The sequence below is a fragment of the Halobacillus sp. Cin3 genome, from assembly GCF_947311855.1.
Taxonomy (GTDB): Bacteria; Bacillota; Bacilli; order Bacillales; family Halobacillaceae; genus Halobacillus; species Halobacillus kuroshimensis.
The window spans coordinates 1263112-1280706 of the sequence record NZ_CAMZMV010000001.1 but is presented as its reverse complement, the minus strand read 5'-3'; the positions used below and the strand labels follow the sequence as shown (position 1 = coordinate 1280706).

22 protein-coding genes are annotated in these 17595 nt (G+C 46.2%); 12 read left to right on the top strand and 10 right to left on the bottom strand.

The window, feature by feature from the left end; all coding sequences use genetic code 11:
- Positions 1 to 174: 174 nt before the first annotated feature.
- The 7 genes from mnhG to QMA39_RS06880 form a co-directional block, all read right to left on the bottom strand.
- Positions 175 to 561, bottom strand: coding sequence for a monovalent cation/H(+) antiporter subunit G (mnhG, locus tag QMA39_RS06910; protein WP_027955320.1), 387 nt, complete (start codon positions 559 to 561; stop codon positions 175 to 177).
- Positions 542 to 853: a Na(+)/H(+) antiporter subunit F1 gene (locus QMA39_RS06905; protein WP_027955321.1), complete on the bottom strand. Its 312-nt coding sequence runs from the start codon at positions 851 to 853 to the stop codon at positions 542 to 544. The genes mnhG and QMA39_RS06905 overlap by 20 nt, the downstream gene beginning before the upstream one ends.
- Positions 854 to 1330, bottom strand: coding sequence for a Na+/H+ antiporter subunit E (locus QMA39_RS06900; protein ID WP_206935273.1), 477 nt, complete (start codon positions 1328 to 1330; stop codon positions 854 to 856).
- A gap of 6 nt (positions 1331 to 1336) precedes the next feature.
- Entirely contained in the window at positions 1337 to 2821 is a 1485-nt protein-coding gene (locus QMA39_RS06895) for a Na+/H+ antiporter subunit D (protein WP_027955323.1), read from the bottom strand.
- On the bottom strand, positions 2814 to 3152 hold the full coding sequence (locus QMA39_RS06890) for a Na(+)/H(+) antiporter subunit C (RefSeq protein ID WP_027955324.1): 339 nt from the start codon (positions 3150 to 3152) through the stop codon (positions 2814 to 2816). The genes QMA39_RS06895 and QMA39_RS06890 overlap by 8 nt, the downstream gene beginning before the upstream one ends.
- Before the next feature lie 3 nt (positions 3153 to 3155).
- Entirely contained in the window at positions 3156 to 5492 is a 2337-nt protein-coding gene (locus QMA39_RS06885) for a Na+/H+ antiporter subunit A (RefSeq protein ID WP_281658268.1), read from the bottom strand.
- A gap of 258 nt (positions 5493 to 5750) precedes the next feature.
- On the bottom strand, positions 5751 to 5903 hold the full coding sequence (locus QMA39_RS06880; protein WP_084163136.1) for a sporulation histidine kinase inhibitor Sda: 153 nt from the start codon (positions 5901 to 5903) through the stop codon (positions 5751 to 5753).
- A 250-nt stretch (positions 5904 to 6153) separates the two neighbouring features.
- On the opposite strand from QMA39_RS06880, the gene QMA39_RS06875 reads away from it, so the two are divergent.
- From QMA39_RS06875 to QMA39_RS06840, 8 genes are read left to right on the top strand one after another with little or no spacing between them, the layout of a single operon-like run.
- A complete protein-coding gene (locus QMA39_RS06875) occupies positions 6154 to 6762 on the top strand; it encodes a YqeG family HAD IIIA-type phosphatase (protein ID WP_280513304.1) in 609 nt (202 codons plus the stop codon).
- Entirely contained in the window at positions 6762 to 7862 is a 1101-nt protein-coding gene (gene yqeH, locus QMA39_RS06870; RefSeq protein WP_281658267.1) for a ribosome biogenesis GTPase YqeH, read from the top strand. Before QMA39_RS06875 ends, yqeH begins: the two co-directional genes overlap by 1 nt.
- A gap of 11 nt (positions 7863 to 7873) precedes the next feature.
- The gene (gene aroE, locus QMA39_RS06865) at positions 7874 to 8710 is read left to right on the top strand and encodes a shikimate dehydrogenase (protein WP_281658266.1); all 837 of its coding nucleotides are present in this window, start codon (positions 7874 to 7876) and stop codon (positions 8708 to 8710) included.
- Position 8711: 1 nt separating this feature from the next.
- A complete protein-coding gene (gene yhbY / locus QMA39_RS06860; RefSeq protein WP_027955329.1) occupies positions 8712 to 9002 on the top strand; it encodes a ribosome assembly RNA-binding protein YhbY in 291 nt (96 codons plus the stop codon).
- A 14-nt stretch (positions 9003 to 9016) separates the two neighbouring features.
- A complete protein-coding gene (locus QMA39_RS06855) occupies positions 9017 to 9589 on the top strand; it encodes a nicotinate-nucleotide adenylyltransferase (RefSeq protein ID WP_206935268.1) in 573 nt (190 codons plus the stop codon).
- The gene (gene yqeK / locus QMA39_RS06850; protein WP_242520473.1) at positions 9573 to 10133 is read left to right on the top strand and encodes a bis(5'-nucleosyl)-tetraphosphatase (symmetrical) YqeK; all 561 of its coding nucleotides are present in this window, start codon (positions 9573 to 9575) and stop codon (positions 10131 to 10133) included. Before QMA39_RS06855 ends, yqeK begins: the two co-directional genes overlap by 17 nt.
- 47 nt (positions 10134 to 10180) lie before the next feature.
- Positions 10181 to 10534 carry a ribosome silencing factor gene (rsfS, locus tag QMA39_RS06845; RefSeq protein ID WP_027955332.1) on the top strand — a complete coding sequence of 118 codons (354 nt, stop codon included), beginning with the start codon at positions 10181 to 10183 and terminating at the stop codon, positions 10532 to 10534.
- Between the two features lies 1 nt (position 10535).
- Entirely contained in the window at positions 10536 to 11264 is a 729-nt protein-coding gene (locus QMA39_RS06840; protein ID WP_281658265.1) for a class I SAM-dependent methyltransferase, read from the top strand.
- A gap of 79 nt (positions 11265 to 11343) precedes the next feature.
- Here QMA39_RS06840 and comER read toward each other — a convergent pair whose 3' ends face one another.
- The gene (gene comER / locus QMA39_RS06835) at positions 11344 to 12153 is read right to left on the bottom strand and encodes a late competence protein ComER (RefSeq protein ID WP_281658264.1); all 810 of its coding nucleotides are present in this window, start codon (positions 12151 to 12153) and stop codon (positions 11344 to 11346) included.
- Between the two features lie 77 nt (positions 12154 to 12230).
- Here comER and QMA39_RS06830 point away from each other — a divergent pair, with 77 nt between their 5' ends.
- From QMA39_RS06830 to QMA39_RS06820, 3 genes are read left to right on the top strand one after another with little or no spacing between them, the layout of a single operon-like run.
- Positions 12231 to 12800, top strand: coding sequence for a helix-hairpin-helix domain-containing protein (locus QMA39_RS06830; protein ID WP_027955335.1), 570 nt, complete (start codon positions 12231 to 12233; stop codon positions 12798 to 12800).
- A 57-nt stretch (positions 12801 to 12857) separates the two neighbouring features.
- A complete protein-coding gene (locus QMA39_RS06825; RefSeq protein WP_027955336.1) occupies positions 12858 to 13415 on the top strand; it encodes a ComE operon protein 2 in 558 nt (185 codons plus the stop codon).
- On the top strand, positions 13412 to 15673 hold the full coding sequence (locus tag QMA39_RS06820; RefSeq protein ID WP_281658263.1) for a DNA internalization-related competence protein ComEC/Rec2: 2262 nt from the start codon (positions 13412 to 13414) through the stop codon (positions 15671 to 15673). Before QMA39_RS06825 ends, QMA39_RS06820 begins: the two co-directional genes overlap by 4 nt.
- 41 nt (positions 15674 to 15714) lie before the next feature.
- Here QMA39_RS06820 and QMA39_RS06815 read toward each other — a convergent pair whose 3' ends face one another.
- Entirely contained in the window at positions 15715 to 15849 is a 135-nt protein-coding gene (locus QMA39_RS06815; RefSeq protein WP_027955338.1) for a YqzM family protein, read from the bottom strand.
- Positions 15850 to 16195: 346 nt separating this feature from the next.
- On the opposite strand from QMA39_RS06815, the gene holA reads away from it, so the two are divergent.
- Entirely contained in the window at positions 16196 to 17224 is a 1029-nt protein-coding gene (gene holA, locus QMA39_RS06810) for a DNA polymerase III subunit delta (protein WP_206935260.1), read from the top strand.
- Positions 17225 to 17323: 99 nt separating this feature from the next.
- Here the strand turns inward: holA and rpsT are convergent, their stop codons facing one another.
- Positions 17324 to 17584, bottom strand: coding sequence for a 30S ribosomal protein S20 (gene rpsT / locus QMA39_RS06805; RefSeq protein WP_027955339.1), 261 nt, complete (start codon positions 17582 to 17584; stop codon positions 17324 to 17326).
- Positions 17585 to 17595 lie beyond the last annotated feature (11 nt).

The window sequence follows — 17595 nt, the reverse complement described above, 5'->3', positions numbered from 1 at the left end:
GTGTATGTAGAGAAAGGAGGCTCCGTGCTTGTCTGCTCCCAAAAATAAAAAGCATAACCGGGAGAAGAGGACAAATTCTTACCATAATGAAAACCCCATGCGGTGATGGAAATCTCTTCATCACCGCATGGGGTTTATTGTATCAATAAATGTTTGTCGAACATTCTTCGTTACTTATGAATCCTGGGCCTGGTGTTTCTTTTCCTTTTCCAGAGCTTCTGCATAATCATCCTGCACACTCTTTTCCCAAAGAGGCACGCCGGCACGGTAGGCGGCTCTTGAAATCATATGACCTGAAACAGGAGCTGTCAGAAGGACAAAGAAGATTCCAAGCAGCAGTTTCCCGCTGACAATCCCATTCTCTACATAAAGAAAGAGGAAAGCTCCGATCATAATGCCGGCCACCCCGAGTGTAGAACTCTTTGTAGCCGCGTGAAGGCGGGTATAGACATCGGGGAACCTAAGAATCCCAATGGACCCTGAAACGAGGAAAAAGGCACCGCTCAGCAGGAATAGACAAATGACAATATCAAAGATGAAGTTAATCCACGTCCCGCTCAATAATAACACCCTTTTCTAAGAATTTCGCCAGAGCTACTGTCCCGATGAACAGGAGAATTCCAATCAACAGCACGACGTCATTAAATTTGGTTGTCACAAGCAGGATGGCAATCAGACCTGCGAGGGCCATTAAATTAATTCCGATGGTATCAAGAGCAACGGCCCGGTCCGGGTTGGTTGGACCGAGAATCGCCCTGTAAAGAAGAAGGATGACGGATGCAGCAACCGCTACAATGGCGATGATGGCTGAAACTTCAATCAGCGTCTGTGTCGTATCTAAAACAGTCTCCATTTAACGCGTCACCTCCATGATTTGTTTTTCAAATGAGTTCTTAATATCATTAATGGTTTCCTGTACGTCGGGAATATCCATTGCGTGAATATAAATCTTCGTATGATCTTCACTGACTACAACAGAGAGTGTACCAGGCGTAAGTGTAATCAGATTGGCAAGCAGTGTAATCTCAAAATTCGTTTTCACATCAATGGGAAGAGCGAAAATCCCAGGCTGCATATCCTGCTTCGGTTTGTATACATATTTCAGTATATCCAGGTTGGACAGGACCAGCTCCCTTACAAACAGGAGGATCAGCTGGACAAACTTCCACGTCCGTTTCATGTAAAAGGAATCAGGGACGAAACGACGTAAAAGAAACAGAAGAATAATCCCGAGAATATAGCCGACAAGGAAAGAGGTGAACGTGTAACTTTCACTCAGGAACATCCACATGATGGCGATAATGATGTTCAGTACAATTTGTAATGGCATCGGCTTCTACTCCTTTAATACAGAATCAATGTAGATTTCCGGATCCATTAAGTATTGGGCGATGGACTCCACTACGGGGAAGAACCATTCAGCGCCAACGCCTAACAACACGGAAAGCGTTAATAGAAATACAGCCGGGTAAACCATACGGCTGCCTTTTTCTTTCCGATCCGGCCGAGGGATATCGGTCTTGTCTCCCCAGAATCCCCTGATGAAAATACGAATCATCGAGAATAGAATCAACAGACTCGAGATCAACGCCACAATGACTATCATAACTTCTCCCTGACCAACAGCTCCCCGGATCAACTGCAGCTTGCCGATAAATCCGCTGAACGGAGGTATTCCAGCAAGAACAAGTGAAGCAAGGAACATCATCCAGCCGAGTACAGGATAGTGGTGGATCAAGCCTCCCATTTTTCTTAAATCCGATGTGCCCGCCACATATACCGTGGCACCGGCAAGGATGAAGAGAGCGGCTTTAATAATCATGTCATGAATAAGGTAATAAACCGTACCACTTAGAGAAACTTCAGAGAAGATTCCGATCCCCATCAGCATAAACCCGACAGCTGGAATGATGTTATACGCAACGATCAGCTTCACGTTGTGCGTAGATAAAGCGCCGATCACACCGAAGATCATTGTCAGTGCGGCAAGATAGATGAACAAGGTATGTGTCATATCCACCTCCTGATTGAACATCAGTGTGAAGGTCCGCAGGATAGAGTAGATTCCGACCTTCGTCAGCAGCGCTCCAAAGAGTGCTGAAACGACGGCATTCGGTGCTGAATAAGGCCTTGGAAGCCAGTAGTACAGCGGGAATACGGCTGCTTTTGTAGCAAAAACGAAAAACAGCAGAATGCCAATGGTTGTTAAGATCCCCTGCTGTTCGACTTCCTGCACACGCTGGGCAATCTGCGCCATGTTGACGGTTCCCACAACAGAGTAGAGAAAGCTGATCGTTGTGACAAACAGCATAGAAGAAAACAGGTTGATTAAGACGTATTTAATCGATTCCCGAAGCTGGGCTTTTCCATTACCGAGAACGATCAATCCGTAAGAAGCCATCAATAGAACTTCAAAGAAAACGAAGAGGTTGAATAAGTCTCCGGTAAGGAAGGCTCCACTGACCCCTGCAATCAGCAGGAAGAAAAAGCTGTAGAAATAGAAGGACTCCTCTTTTTCTGTTAAAGACTTCGGAGCAAAAAATACGGCCGCCACACCAATGATATTGGTGGTCAGAACGAGGACGGCAGCTAATAAATCACCGACAAGAACAATTCCGAACGGTGCTTCCCAGCTACCGACCTCAAGCACGATGGTACCTTGAGAGCGGATGGTCATAAAGACGTACCCAACCACAATCAGGTTGATGACCGCTGTAATCTGGGAAAAGGAGCGGACCAGTTTTGTTTTTTTGTGTATAAAGGCAGTTATGATTCCTGCCAAAAGCGGCAGCAGAATCGGCAGTATAGCTAGATTACTCATAGTCGTTACCCCTCAGTTGCTCCATATTATCCGTACCATTGATTTTAGCGGCACGATAGGCAAGGACCAGCAGAAGGCTGGTGACCCCAAAGCTGATAACAATGGACGTCAAAATCAAAGCCTGTGGGAGCGGATCTGTGTACTTCTCGATTCCTTCTGTTAGAACCGGGGGTGCCCCCCGTTTCAGCTCTCCCATTGTAAGAATGAACAGGTGAGCTCCATGGGAAATGAGCCCTGTTCCAATAATGATTCTCAGCAATTGTTTTTGAAGGAGGTTATACACGCCGGTGGTGAATAAAATACCGGCTAATACAGCCATAATGAATTCCATTTTTTATTCATCCTCCTTCGGTTTCTTTAATCGGATTAACCCGTAAATGGCCATAGCAGCGATTCCGAGAACGACGATTTCAAATAACGTATCCAGACCACGGAAGTCAACAAGAATGACGTTGACAATGTTATCTCCGCCTCCAAGCTTATAGGAGTTCTTAACAAAGTATTCGGAGATGGAATCAAACCATTTACTGCTGTGGGCAGAGATGGCAACCATTGTCATGAGTGCCCCGAAGCCGACAGAGATAATCACGTTAAGAACCTGGGTGCTCATTGGCTGGTCCTTCTTCTTCAGCTTAGGCAGGTGATAGAACACAAGCAGGAATAGAGCTACCGTTACGGTTTCCACGATGAGCTGAGTCAAGGCCAGGTCAGGAGCCCTGTAAAGGACGAACAGCATGGAAAGTCCGTATCCAACGACACCTAGAATCAAAATGGCCGCTATCCGGTTGTTGGTCAGGGCTGTACCGATGGCGGCCAAGACCATTGTGACAGCCACAGCAATTTCAGGTGCGGTAATTCTGGATAAGTTGGACGTATCCACGGTAAATCCGCCGGTCAGAGCCATAAAGGCAAAGCTGACGATTAAGATGGCTGCAAGAATCAAGCGGACATAGCGGCCGAGCGATCCGTTCATATAGCCTTTGGTAATGACTCCGGAATACCTCTCTGTCCGATCGACAAGTCCATCATAAAGCTTGTTCAGACTTAGACGTCCAGGCAGGAAGTTGTACACCGGCGTCCATCCTTTCCTTGATATGGCCAGGATTGCACCGAAGACCACAACGGTTAAGGACATGACAAACGGCGGGATAATGCCGTGCCAGAATGTAATATGTTTTTCTTCAAGGGCTGTGCCTTTAACGGCCTCCGCCGCATGGGCGATGAACGATCCGTTCACAAGGAATGGGAATAGACCGATAATGATCACACCAGCGACCAGAATCATCGGAGATACAAGCATTCCGATTGGAGCCTCGTGTGGTTTTTTCGGAAGTTGATCAATCTTCGCCCGTCCTCGGAAGGTCCCGAAGAAGAAATACATGGAATAGACGAATGTGAATATGCTTCCCAGAACAGCCAGGTAAGGAATGACACTCATCATAAAACCAGAGAAACCAGCAGCTGATGCTTCCAGGTGAAGGGAAGATTCAAAGAACATTTCTTTACTATAGAACCCGTTTAAGAACGGGAGCGGTACACCGGCCATGGAGAATGATGCAAAAACAGCCAGCGTCGCTGTGATCGGCAGATAAGTCATCAAGCCGCCAAGACGGCGGATATCCCTAGTCCCTGTTTCATGGTCAATGATTCCGGCAACCATGAAGAGGCTCCCTTTAAAGGTAGCGTGGTTCAGAATATGGAATACTGCGCCAAACACGGCGGCTTTCGTTCCGAACCCGAGCATCGCCATAATCATTCCCAATTGACTGATGGTGGAAAAGGCGAGAATTCCTTTCAAGTCTGTCTGTCGGACAGCCATATAAGATCCCCAGCATAATGTAACAATCCCAGCTGTGGACACAATAATGAAGAACCATTCACTGGAAGATAACATCGGAGAGTATCTGGCTACTAAATAGATTCCAGCTTTAACCATGGTTGCTGAGTGAAGATATGCACTGACAGGCGTCGGTGCTTCCATGGCATCAGGAAGCCAGATGTGGAAAGGAAACTGTGCGGATTTCGTGAAAGCCCCTAAGAGAAGCAGACTTAAAATCAGCGGGAAGTATTCACTGTTTAAAACCAGCTGCTGCTGGTCAAACATCGCGCGGATACTTGTTGTATTCGTTAACTCACTCATGAAAATCAACGCACCGAGCAGGCTCAAGCCTCCGAATACGGTAATCAACATGGATTTAAGTGCACCATAACGAGATTCCTGTTTATAATTCCAAAAACCGATTAACAGGAAAGAAGATAACGACGTAAATTCCCAAAAGCTGTACAGGGCAAATACGTTGTCGGAGAGAACGACACCGAGCATCGATCCCATGAAAATAAGAAAATACACGTAGAAATGGCCCAGCTGCTCAGATTTATGTAGATAGTAAATCGAGTAGAAAGCCACTAAGGCACCGATTCCACTGATAAGAAGAACAAACAGCAGACTCAGTCCATCCAGGTGGAAAACCATGTTGATCCCAAGCGAGGGAATCCATGAGTACTCCTGGACGACAGGCTCAAAACCTGATCCGATATGACGGACAAAGTAAATAAAAATGACCACAGGCACAAGTGTTACAAAAAAGCCCGGGTGCAGCTTTTCTTTCCATCTGCTTAAGAATGGAATGAAAACAGCAAGAATAAAAGGCAGTAATACGGCCACCAGCATGCGGATAATTCCTCCTTTGGCTATGTTTCATCTATTTAGTTCGAATAGGGATGATGACAGCCTTGTATCCATTCAATTGTAATCAAAAAAACGGTCATTGTTCAACTGTAGCATACCAGCAGCAGCATGTTGTAGACTTATTTTAGTCTTTCCTTATAAATAAGAAGAGACACATCAAAAATAAAAATAAAAAAACACAAAAAAACATTCATTCTCTTGAGAGAAACGAATGTTTACGATGACGCCCTTTTATTTTTTCTACCCGACCCGGGGAATCGTTTTTTTCAATTGGTTCTGGATGGCTCTCTTTTTGATTTCATTACTGATCTGTTCGACAAATTCTTTGGAAAGATTGAGTTCAATGGCTTTGTGGTAAGATTGTATAAGCAGGGAATCCGATAATTGCTTCATACCGCTGTCACTCATGTGACAGTCACCTCCCGTTTTCTTAATCTCTCAACGTCCATCTTTGAATGTATGTTTACCTTACCATGACCCGAAATTTGCCACAATATAGAAGTTATCTACAAGAAAATGTAGATAACTAATTGGAAAAACCATCTAGGTTTAGTGATAACAAAGAAGTAACTGTGTGGAAAGTGTGTATAAACTTATCCACAGCCCGGATTTGTCGGTAAATGTCGAACGAATTTTGTTCTTAATGGAAGACCTTTTGAAACATAACGAAATTTTGTATATGATGGTGAAGGAGATTTTGCCGTTGTATAAGAGATGGAGTGAGTTGATGTTAAATAATTTTCTGCCTGATGAACACGTTCCAAGTGTATTTGATATAGATCCACAGGAACTCAAGGACAAAGGAATCAAAGGTGTTATCACAGATCTGGATAATACGCTGGTAGCCTGGGATGTTCCTGATGCTACCGAAGAAATCAAGGCATGGTTTAAAAAGATGAACAGTCATGGAATTCAGGTGACCATCGCTTCAAATAATAATGAAGCGCGTGTGAAATTGTTTTCGGAGCCTTTGGATGCCACGTTTATTCACAGCGCCCGGAAGCCCCTGTCCAAAGCGTTCAAAAAAGCACGCAAGCAGATGAAATTAAATAAGAACGAGGTGGCTGTTATTGGTGACCAGCTTCTCACGGATGTTCTTGGAGGCAACTCTGCGGGTTACCATACCATTCTCGTCGTACCGATCGTCGAAACAGACGGATTCGTTACCCGTTTTAACCGGAAGATTGAGCGGCGGATTTTAGATTGGATGAGAAGAAAAGGGAAAATTACGTGGCAGAGGAGAGATGGATAATGGCAGAGATTCAATGCCAGGGCTGCGGAGCGGAAATACAAACAACAAACCCTGAACAACCGGGTTACGCCCCCGCTTCCGCTTTAAATCGGGAAGACATCATTTGCAAACGGTGCTTCCGCTTGAAACACTATAATGAGGTGCAGGATGTACCGTATCAGGATGATGATTTCCTCGAGATGCTCAATCAGATCAATGGGACGAAAAGCCTCGTCATCCAGCTGATTGATATTTTTGATTTCAATGGAAGTTTTATTCCAGGGTTGAAACGACTGACCGGGAATAATCCCGTTCTTCTAGTAGGGAATAAAATGGACGTGCTGCCAAAATCGGTGAACCATAACAAGGTGAAGCACTGGCTGAAGCGCTCCGCCAGGGAAAATGGCTTGGAGGTCGAGGATGTGTTCTTGATTTCCGCTGAAAAAAACCAGGGTGTCGAAGAATTATCAAGAGCCGTGGAGGATTACCGTAATGGAAAAGATGTTTATGTAGTAGGGACGACGAACGTAGGAAAATCAACGTTCATCAACACCCTTATTTCCAACACATCAGGAGTGAAAGATGCGATTACGACTTCTTACTTCCCGGGAACGACCCTCGGATTCATCGATATCCCGCTGGATGAGCAGAGTTCTATGTTCGATACACCTGGAGTGATTCATCGTCATCAGATGGCCCACTATGTGTCGGATAAAGACTTGAAACTGATTACACCCCGCAAAGAAGTAAAGCCGAAGGTCTATCAGCTGAATGAACAGCAGACTCTGTTTATCGGCGGACTGGCAAGGCTTGATTTTGAAAAAGGGGAGCGTTCGTCCTTTATCGGTTATTTCTCCAATGAACTCCACATTCACCGGACGAAAATGGAGAAAGCTGATAACTTGTATAAGAATCATTTAGGGGAGCTTCTAACACCACCGGATCAGGATACAAAAGAGAAACTGCCTCCTTTGAGAGCCCAGACATTGAAAATTACGGAGCCTAAGACAGATATCGTATTTTCGGGGCTGGGATGGATCACTGTTCCAGAAGGAGATGTCACAGTTACGGCTCACGTTCCGGAAGGTGTGAAAGTATCCCTTCGCGCATCACTCATTTAGGGGGAGATTTTTTGTATACATTCGGCTTGGCAGGATTTCCGGTCGGCCACTCGCTGTCTCCATGGATTCATGAACAATTGATGGAACAGACGGGGGTTGAAGGAGAATATCAACTGTTCGAAATCACACCGGAAAATTTCGATGAGCAGATCGATCAGATCAAAAAACAGCAGCTGGATGGTTTCAACGTGACGGTTCCCTATAAGGAAAAGATCATTCCATATCTTGATGGAATCGACGCGAGTGCCGAACAGCTGGGGGCCGTGAACACAGTCAAGCGGACATCTGATGGCTGGATCGGCTATAATACAGATGGAACAGGGTTTCTGCATTCGCTTCAGGCACGTTTTCCAGATCTTTTTCATCAGAAGATCAACGTTCTGCTTCTTGGAAGCGGAGGAGCGGCCAGAGGTATCTTTGCCGCGCTGATAGACCAGGCAGAGGTTAAGGTTGATGTAGCGAACCGGACGGTCAGCAGAGCAGAGGCCATGATTGCTGAAACCGGTGGTGACCATGCTGCCAGAGCGGTTACGATTGAGGAAGCTGAACAAGCAGCCGGAGGTTATGATTTAATTATCCAAACCACCACGGTTGGCATGAGCCCGAATGATGACACATCCATTATGCCGCTCCAAAATATCAAGGAAGGTACGGTAGTCAGTGATATTGTCTACCGGCCGGTGATGACGAACTTCTTAAAAGAGGCGGAACAAAAAGGGGCCCGTCTGCATTTTGGCCATGAAATGTTGCTGCAGCAGGCGGTTTATGCCTTCCAAATCTGGACGGACCTTCATCCTGAAGCGCATCCGCTCCTTGAAAAGTTCGAACGAAAGTTGAAAGGGGAATAACATGTTAACAAGTAAACAGAAAAAGCATTTGCGTGCGGCTTCCCACCAGGTGCAGCCGATCTTCCAGGTTGGTAAAGCAGGGGTCAATGAAAATATGACGACACAGATCAATGAGGCGCTTGAAAAGCGTGAACTGATTAAAGTCAGCATTCTGCAGAACTGCCTGGAAGAACCCGCGGCTGTAGCAGAAGAAATTGTAGATGCTACAGATGCCCACATCGTACAAGTGATCGGAAGCACGATCATCCTGTATAAAGAGTCTAAAGAAAATAAGCAGATTGAGCTGCCGTAAAGCAGGATGCCCTTATGAAAAAAATCGGCATCCTCGGCGGAACGTTTGATCCACCCCATTATGGACATTTGTTAATGGCTGAATACTGCCGGGAGGATATGGGGCTGGATGAAGTCTGGTTTATGCCGTCCTATATCCCCCCTCATAAAAAAGAATCACAGACAGACGCTGAGCTTCGTCTGGAGATGGTCGAACGGGCGATTACCGGTCATCCGGATTTTCGGTTGTGTGATATCGAACTTGTTCGAAAGGGAACGTCTTATACCTATGACACGCTGACACTTTTGAATAACGAATACCCGGATCACCATTTTTTCTTTATCATAGGTGGAGATATGGTACAAAATCTGCCGCAATGGTATAAAATAAATGAACTGAAAACCATTGTGGATTTTGTCGGAGTGAAGCGGCCGGGGTATGAGTGGAATCCGGAAGCCGGTGTTCATTACGTAGAGATCCCCGGTGTTGATGTTTCCTCCACCATGATCAGGGAAAAGCTTAAAGATGGAAAAGGTGTCCGTTACCTCGTACCGGAAGCGGTGAATTCTTATATAAAGGAGCATCACCTCTATGGAAATGACTCGTGAACAAGCGTTGGAGTACGTCAAACCTTTTCTTAAACAAGAGCGTTTTGACCACACTGTCAGAGTCGCTGATGAGGCGGTCATACTCGCTGAGCGTTTTGGCGCTGATGTAAAAAAGGCAGCCCTTGCCGGTGCACTCCATGATTATGCCAAGTACAAGGACAGGGACCTGATGAGGCGCTGGATTGAAAGCGACAGACGTCTGCCTAAAGATCTTCTTGATTATCATCATGAGCTTTGGCACGGCCCTGTTGGAGCCCTGATGCTGGAACAGGAAATTCATTTGACAGATCCTGAGGTGTCCAGTGCAGTATCCTGTCATACGACAGGAAAGAAACATATGAGTCTTTTGGATAAAGTTGTTTTTTTAGCGGATTACATTGAACCCGGGCGGAACTTCCCCGGAGTTGATGAAGTCCGTAAAACGGCGGAAACGGATTTGGATCAAGCCTGTCTCCTTGCATTAAAAAACACCATTGTATTTTTGGTCGGCAAGGGAAGGACTGTTTATCCGGACACGTTTCATGCATATAATGATTTATTATAAACAGAAAGAAACCCAAAGAGATATAGGATGAATAAGGGAGGAAACTCATGGAAAGCAGAGAATTGGTAACACTGGCCGCACAGGCCTGTGATGAAAAAAGAGCTCAGGATATCGTCGTATTGGATATGGCGGATGTATCTTTAATCGCGGATTACTTCGTGATATGTGAAGGATCCAATGAAAGACAGGTACAGGCTATTGCCAGAGAAGTAAAGGCTCAGGCTGAAGAGAATGGTATGGAAGTGAAACGTATGGAAGGTTTTGAGCAGGCCCGCTGGGTGTTGATTGACCTGAACGGTGTCGTGTGTCACATCTTCCATAAAGATGAACGTCATTATTACAACCTGGAAAGACTTTGGGGAGACGCCGACACGGTGTTCGTTGAGGGCTTGGAAAACTAATATGAGTTACAGGGACATGGCGCGGGTGTACGACCGTCTGATGGAAGACGCTCCATACAGCAGCTGGGTGACATTCACCAGGAATCAGATGAAGCACCACAATGTGACTGGGAGCAGAATTCTTGATGTCGGCTGTGGTACAGGTGAGATCACCCATAGACTGGATCAGGAAGGATTTCAAATGACAGGTGTGGACTTGTCGGAGGAGATGCTTGCTGTCGCCCAGCAGAAAAATCCCCGTTCCTCCATCCAATGGTTGAAACAGGATATGACCGAGCTTGAACTTCCAAAGGCTTTTGATGCGGTCATCAGTTATTGTGACGTTTTTAACTACCTGCAGGAACCGGGGCAGGTAAAAGCGGCGTTCAACAGTATTTATGCTTCTCTTGAAAAGGGCGGGCTGTTTTTATTTGACGTTCACTCTATAGATCATATTCAGAGTGACCTGAGTGGTTCCACCTTCGCAGAGGTGTATGATGATTTGTCCTATGTATGGTTTTGTGATCCCGGTGAAAAGGACAACAGCATCGTTCACGACTTGACCTTCTTTATCCAGGAAGGGTCCAGTTATCACCGATTTGATGAGGTTCATTACCAACAGGGGTTTGAGCTTGATGATCTTAAAGCGTGGCTGGAGGACGCGGGCTTCAGCTTCCAGGGAGTCTATGCAGACTTTAGTACAGAACCCGGTGGCGAAGGAGACCGCTGGTTGATTGCTTGTACAAAATAGGGAAGAGTCCGATTGGAAAATCGGACTCTTTTTTTATCTTATCCAGCAGGAATTCGTCAAGTAATGTCGAATAATAAAATTACAAGTGAATGTGTTTCTTATCCTCCTGATGTTTCCTCTGTGTTGCTTCGAACATCTTCTGGAATAAAGGGCCGATATGATCCTCCAGAGCCTGAAGGCCCTCGCCGGTCACCCCTCCTTTGACAGTCACTTTCTCCATGAGTTCTTCCAATGTCATAATCCGCCTTGAAAGCAGTTCTCCAAGTCCTGTCATCATATTTTCTGTTAAGACAGCAGCTTTTTCCTTTGGCATGCCGGCGACCTCTCCAGCGGCTTTGATCCATTCACTCAGAAGAAAACTGATAAATGCCGGGCCGCAGGATACGATGTCAGAGGCTGCCCGGATATATTCTTCTTCAATTTCCACCGGAGTCGATACATGAGAGAAGGCCTTGTGAAGGGCCGTTCGATAGGCTTCACTCGTTTTTTCTCCGAAAGTCATTAAGCTGACACCGGCAAGAGCGTGGTTCGTTATGGACGGCACAACACGGGCGACTTCACAGGGCACAGCTTTCTCCAGCTGGTCCACAGCGATTGGGGAGGTGATGGAAACAAGGCATTGATCTTTTTTCCACTTTCCTTTCAGCTGGTCCAGGATCTCTTTATAATGATGTGGTTTCACACAAATGAAAAGGATATCGCTGTTCTGCTGCGTTTCCAGAATCGTATCCGCCACAGTAATTAAACCCAATTCTTCTTTTAACGCTTCCGCCTTTGTTTTTGTTCTATTGTAAATCGTTAATTGATCGCTGCGCACGGCTCCGCTTTTGATCAGCGATGTTGTAAGCATGCTTCCCATATTTCCGGTTCCGATGATTCCCCATCTCATTGGAATCCCTCCCTTAATGGTTACCTATACAATAGTATTCCAAGAGTAAAGTTTTATGAAAGAAGGGCGGACAATTCATGATCAAACGATACGGATGGATAGGAATGGCTGTTCTCCTGTTTGTACTCGTTTACAGGCAGGCGCAGCCGGCTGCAGATGTTGAAAACACAGTTGTAACTGAAGAAGAGCAGGTAGAGGTCATGGCTGAAGGAGAGGTTTCCAGTGAGGAAATTGTGGTCGACGTAAAAGGAGAAGTCTTACGTCCGGGCGTGTACTCCATGAAGGGTGGTGCAAGGGTGGATGATGTCATTGCGAAGGCAGGGGGAATGACGAAGGAAGCAGACCCTCACAGCGTCAACCTCGCCCAGGTCCTGCAGGATGAAATGGTTGTTCTCGTGACAGAGGCGGCTGCAGAGGGGGAAGACACATCCCAGTCATCAAGTATGGATACGGGCAGAATAAGGGTGAATCAGGCTTCTATGGAGGAAATCCAGACATTGAACGGTATCGGGCCGTCAAAAGCCGAAAGCATCATCAAATACAGGGAAGAGCATGGTCCGTTTGGATCTGTCGAGGAACTGCTCGATGTACCCGGAATCGGAGAGAAAACATTAGACCAGCTTAAGGAATATATCGCTGTTCCATAACGTTGACGGCAGGACATACAGCAAGTAAACTTAATGAAAAAATAGGGGGATACATAGATGGAACGAATCACGTGGAACCAATATTTTATGGCACAGAGTTACCTGTTGAAATCCAGAAGCACCTGTCAGAGGCTTGCCGTAGGAGCTGTCATTGTCCGGGATAAACGTATGATAGCCGGCGGTTATAACGGCAGCGTGAGCGGGGGAGTGCATTGTATTGATGAAGGATGCTATGTCGTAGGCGGCCACTGTGTCCGGACGATTCATGCTGAAATGAATGCTCTGCTTCAGTGTTCGAAGTTTGGCGTAGCTGCAGACGGAGCGGAGGTCTATGTTACTCACTTTCCCTGCGTCCACTGTACGAAGGCATTAATACAGGCGGGAATTAAAGCCGTTTATTATGGAGAGGATTATAAAAATGATCCATATGCTGTCGAGCTTTTCCAACAGGCCGGTGTCCGTATGAAAAAGGTACCCCTGGAAATTCCTCCTATGCAGACGGAGCAGCGGGATCTTGTCGGCCGCCTTATTGAGAAACTGGAAGAGTCCCGGGATCCTGAAGTAGAGCAGTTAAGGGAATTAGCCGGCCATTACTTCTCCCTTCCCGAAAAATGAACGCCTGTACCGGCCGGTGGCACCTTCCCGTCCTTGCTTTTGCATCGGGCGGGGTTCTGGCCTCCCTGGAAGGGGATGCCGTTTATGTTTTTGCGGTATTGATAACCGTTGTTCTCTATGGTTACCGTAACCATCCCCCTCAATTTTTTCTCCTTTGTATTCTCCTCGCTGCTGGTTTTTTCTACCTTGCCCCTCAGACTCCCCAAACACAAATGGAAAACAGTGAAACATGGACCGGTGTCATTGATTCAGAAGTGAAGGAAACCTCCTACGCTGTGCAGTTCCTTATGGAAAATGCAGACGGCATCAAAAGGCAGGTGCGTATTTTAAAAAGTGATCCTGATGAGCGGGTACCTGTGTTCCACCACGGATCTGTCTGCACGGCTTCCGGTGTGACGGGCCCGTTTGCTTCTGCCCGGAACCCGGGTGCATTTGATTATGCGGAGTATATGTACGCGCAGGGTGTCTTTGCGGAGATGGTGGTGCAGGACCATTCAGACACAGCGTGCGAGGGAAGGTCACGGTTAAGTTATCTGTATGAATGGCGGACACATCTTCTGAAAAAGGTTCAGCGTCATTTGGATCCTGAATCGTACAGCTGGGTCAAAGCGCTGGTCTTTGGAGAGAAAGATGCTCTCCCCGAGGATATCGTGAATTGGTTTCAAGCGTATAACCTTTCTCATATCCTTGCTATTTCAGGACTGCACGCCGGACTGCTGTCCGGAGGAGTCTATGTCTCTCTTTACCGGTCCGGCCTGGCAACAAAAAGACAGGCCCGCATCTTTCTGTTTCTCTTTCTCCCATCCTATACAATCCTCGCCGGCGCCGCGCCATCAGTCATCCGTGCTTGTGTTATGGCCCTTATCGTGCTTGTATTTTCGATGAGTAACCGCCGGATCCCTTTGTCGGATGTTATTGCCTGGACAGCTGGTTTCCTGCTCGTTTGGAATCCTGATTACCTGCATCAGATCGGTTTTCAATTCTCCTTCCTTGTCACCTTCAGCCTCATCCTTTCTGCGCCTGTGTTGAAGAAAGCATCTGGTCTTTGGCAGCAGACGGTGATCATCAGCCTTATTTGTCTGCTGGCCATCCTCCCTCTTCAAATCCACTATTTTTATGAATTTCAACCGCTGTCCCTATTCGTAAATGTGGCGGTGGTCCCTTATTTTTCCTTCTTTGTCATTCCGGTGTCCTTTCTTTTGTTTCTTGCTGCGCTCATTTTTCCCGGTCCTGTCACTTATGGGTTTTCCTCGATATTTTCTGATTTTCACCAGCGTGTCCTTTCAGCAGTTATGAAAGTGGGAGGTTTGCTGGACTTACCCTGGGTCATTGGTGAACTCGCGGCTTCAGCTATCCTCGTGTTTATGGTCTTGTTTGTCAGGATGATGTTCCATTGGTGTAGAGAAAAACGTGGGAAGGCTCTTTTCTTCGGCGCTGCGTGTGTGGGTGTGCTTATGGTTTACACTTCCCTTCCTTACTTGTCACCGAAAGGGACTGTGACAATGCTCGATGTTGGTCAGGGGGACAGCTTTATCATTGAACTGCCTTACAGGAAAGGGGTATGGATGATTGATGCTGCGGGGCCTCCTGTTTATATGGAGGATAAGGCGGCGACGGCGGAAACCATTATTGTCCCTTTTTTGAAATCCAGAGGCATCCATACAGTTGATACCCTTCTCATTACTCATGAGGATAGTGATCATGATGGAAGTGTTCCTTATCTGCTGCAACATCATAATGTGAATCGTCTGGTGACATCACCTTATAATCCTGTCCAGTATAAAGGGGTGGAGCAGAAAAGGGTGGAGGCAGGAGACTTGTTGAAGGGCGGCGGCCTTGAAATGCGCGTACGGCATCCGGCAGAAGACAGGGGAGATGCCAATGACAATTCCCTTGTGGTGGATTTTGATCTTGGTGGGAAGAAGTGGATGTTCACCGGAGACATCTCGGCCCCTGTAGAGAAAGAGCTGCTTCAAGGGGCTGTGTCTGTTCGCGCAGATGTCTTGAAGGCAGCTCACCATGGCAGTAACACATCTTCAAGTGAGCAATGGCTGGAGCGGGTGGGTGCTGAGGTGGTATGGGTATCTGCAGGCGTTGATAATCGTTACGGTCACCCGCATGAAGAAGTTCTGGAAAGGCTGATGGATCAGGAGGCGGTCATCCTCCGGACAGACCAATCCGGGGCTGTCAGCTATAATTTTTATGGAGATGATGGAACGTTTTCTACTTTCCTTCCGTATAATGCAAGCAGAAAATAAAAAAAGACTGCTTCATAAAGCAGCCTTCCGGAATTGCACCATTATTGACCGACCACAGAAAATACAACCCCGATTGCGAAAATAATGAAGAAGAAGACAAATGAGAAGACAAATCCCAATCCGGAATCAATAACATCATTCGTTTTGGATTGAATATCATTCTTGAACTCGTTCATATTACCCCTCCTATATCAATTACTAAGTATAGTCCATTTACAGCCAAAAATCTACATGGTGTGAAAAGGATTTCTAAAATTATCCTGGATTCATACGTTTGCCACAGCTAGCAAGACTTGTCACAGATAATTCTTCCCGAGGCGGTCAAACTAAACGCAAGAGACGAACAACATCGTCCTCTTCAAAAGCACCCGGGGCTTTTGAAATGGCGTTTATATAGATGGTTCATACGGCATGCTCAGGTCACTTTTTGACAGATCTTGAAAAGGACAATAAAATAGTGACACTGAGCTCCCTCTCAGGAGGGTGCCGTATTCTTTTTTTATAAGAAAGGACAACCACTGTATGGCCAAGCTGAATCAATCACAGGTGTACTTACTATATGGAGTAGAGCCGTATCTGATACAAGAGAATAAAGATAAAATCATTAAGCAGGCGTTAAAGAAAGAAGATCGCGAATTTAATGTATCCCAGTACGACCTGGAGGAAATCCCTGTCGAGGATGTTGTTACGGATGCGGAAACCTTTCCGTTTCTAGGGGACGGGAAAGTGGTGATCGCCGCCAGTCCTGTCTTCTTAAAAGCAAAACCGGACAAGCTTTCCTTTGAGCATGATGTGGATACGCTGCTGAAGTATATACAAAATCCAGCAGAATACACGACACTGATCCTCATCGCTCCCTATGAAAAACTGGACGAACGGAAAAAGCTTTTCAAGGAATTGAAAAAACATGGCGAGATCATTCACTGTGAGCCTGTGAAAGAATGGAATATGGATAAGTGGATTTCAAGTCTCGCGCGGGATTTACATATTACCGTGCCGGAGGATATTTATGAATTGTTCACACAGGAAATTGGCGCGAACCTGATGGCTTTGCGAAATGAAATGGAAAAGCTTGCCCTTTATGTAGGGGAAGGCGGCGTAGTTACGAAAGAAGTGGCGGAGCAGCTCCTTTCACACAGTGCGGAGGCATCCGGGCTTAAACTCGTCGATGCTGTGATGGAAAGGGATCTTGGAAAAGCGATCCGGATTTATAAGGATCTTGAGAAAGTCAATGAAGAGCCGATTGCGCTGACGGCCCTCCTTTCCTCCCAGTTCCGCATCATCAATCAAGCGAAAGTGCTTAAACAGAAGGGTTATGCCCAGAACCAGATGAAGACGTATATTAAAGCTCATCCCTACGTCATAAAAATGGCGCTGAAAAGAGAGCGTTTTTTCACAAACCAGGAACTGAACCAAATCATGAATGAACTTGCAGAGACGGATTATAATCTGAAGCAGGGGAAAATGGAAAAAGCGCTCGCTTTTGAAATGCTCCTGTACCGGTTGATCCACATTAAACAGCAGGCGGCTGATACGAAAGCGACGATATAAAACAAAGAAGCCCTCCGGCAGCAGGCCGGAGGGCTTCCTTCATGTAAAAACGACCCATTCATAAGAAGGATCGTCTGTTGGTCATAAATTACGATTTAATTATAGTGCGTTAACTAATTTAGTTAGGCGGGATTTTTTACGGTTTCCTGTGTTTTGAGGCAGGGCGCCGCGCTGAACAGCTTTGTCAATTTTCTTAACAGCTGTAGGAAGCACTTCTTTCGCGTTTTCTACATCTTTAGCTTCAACAAGCTTTTCTACACGTTTAACCGCCGTACGCATGTCAGATTTGAATGCTGCGTTAAGAGCGCGGGCATCATCGTTTACACGTACACGTTTTTTCGCTGATTTAATGTTAGGCATGGTTTCACCTC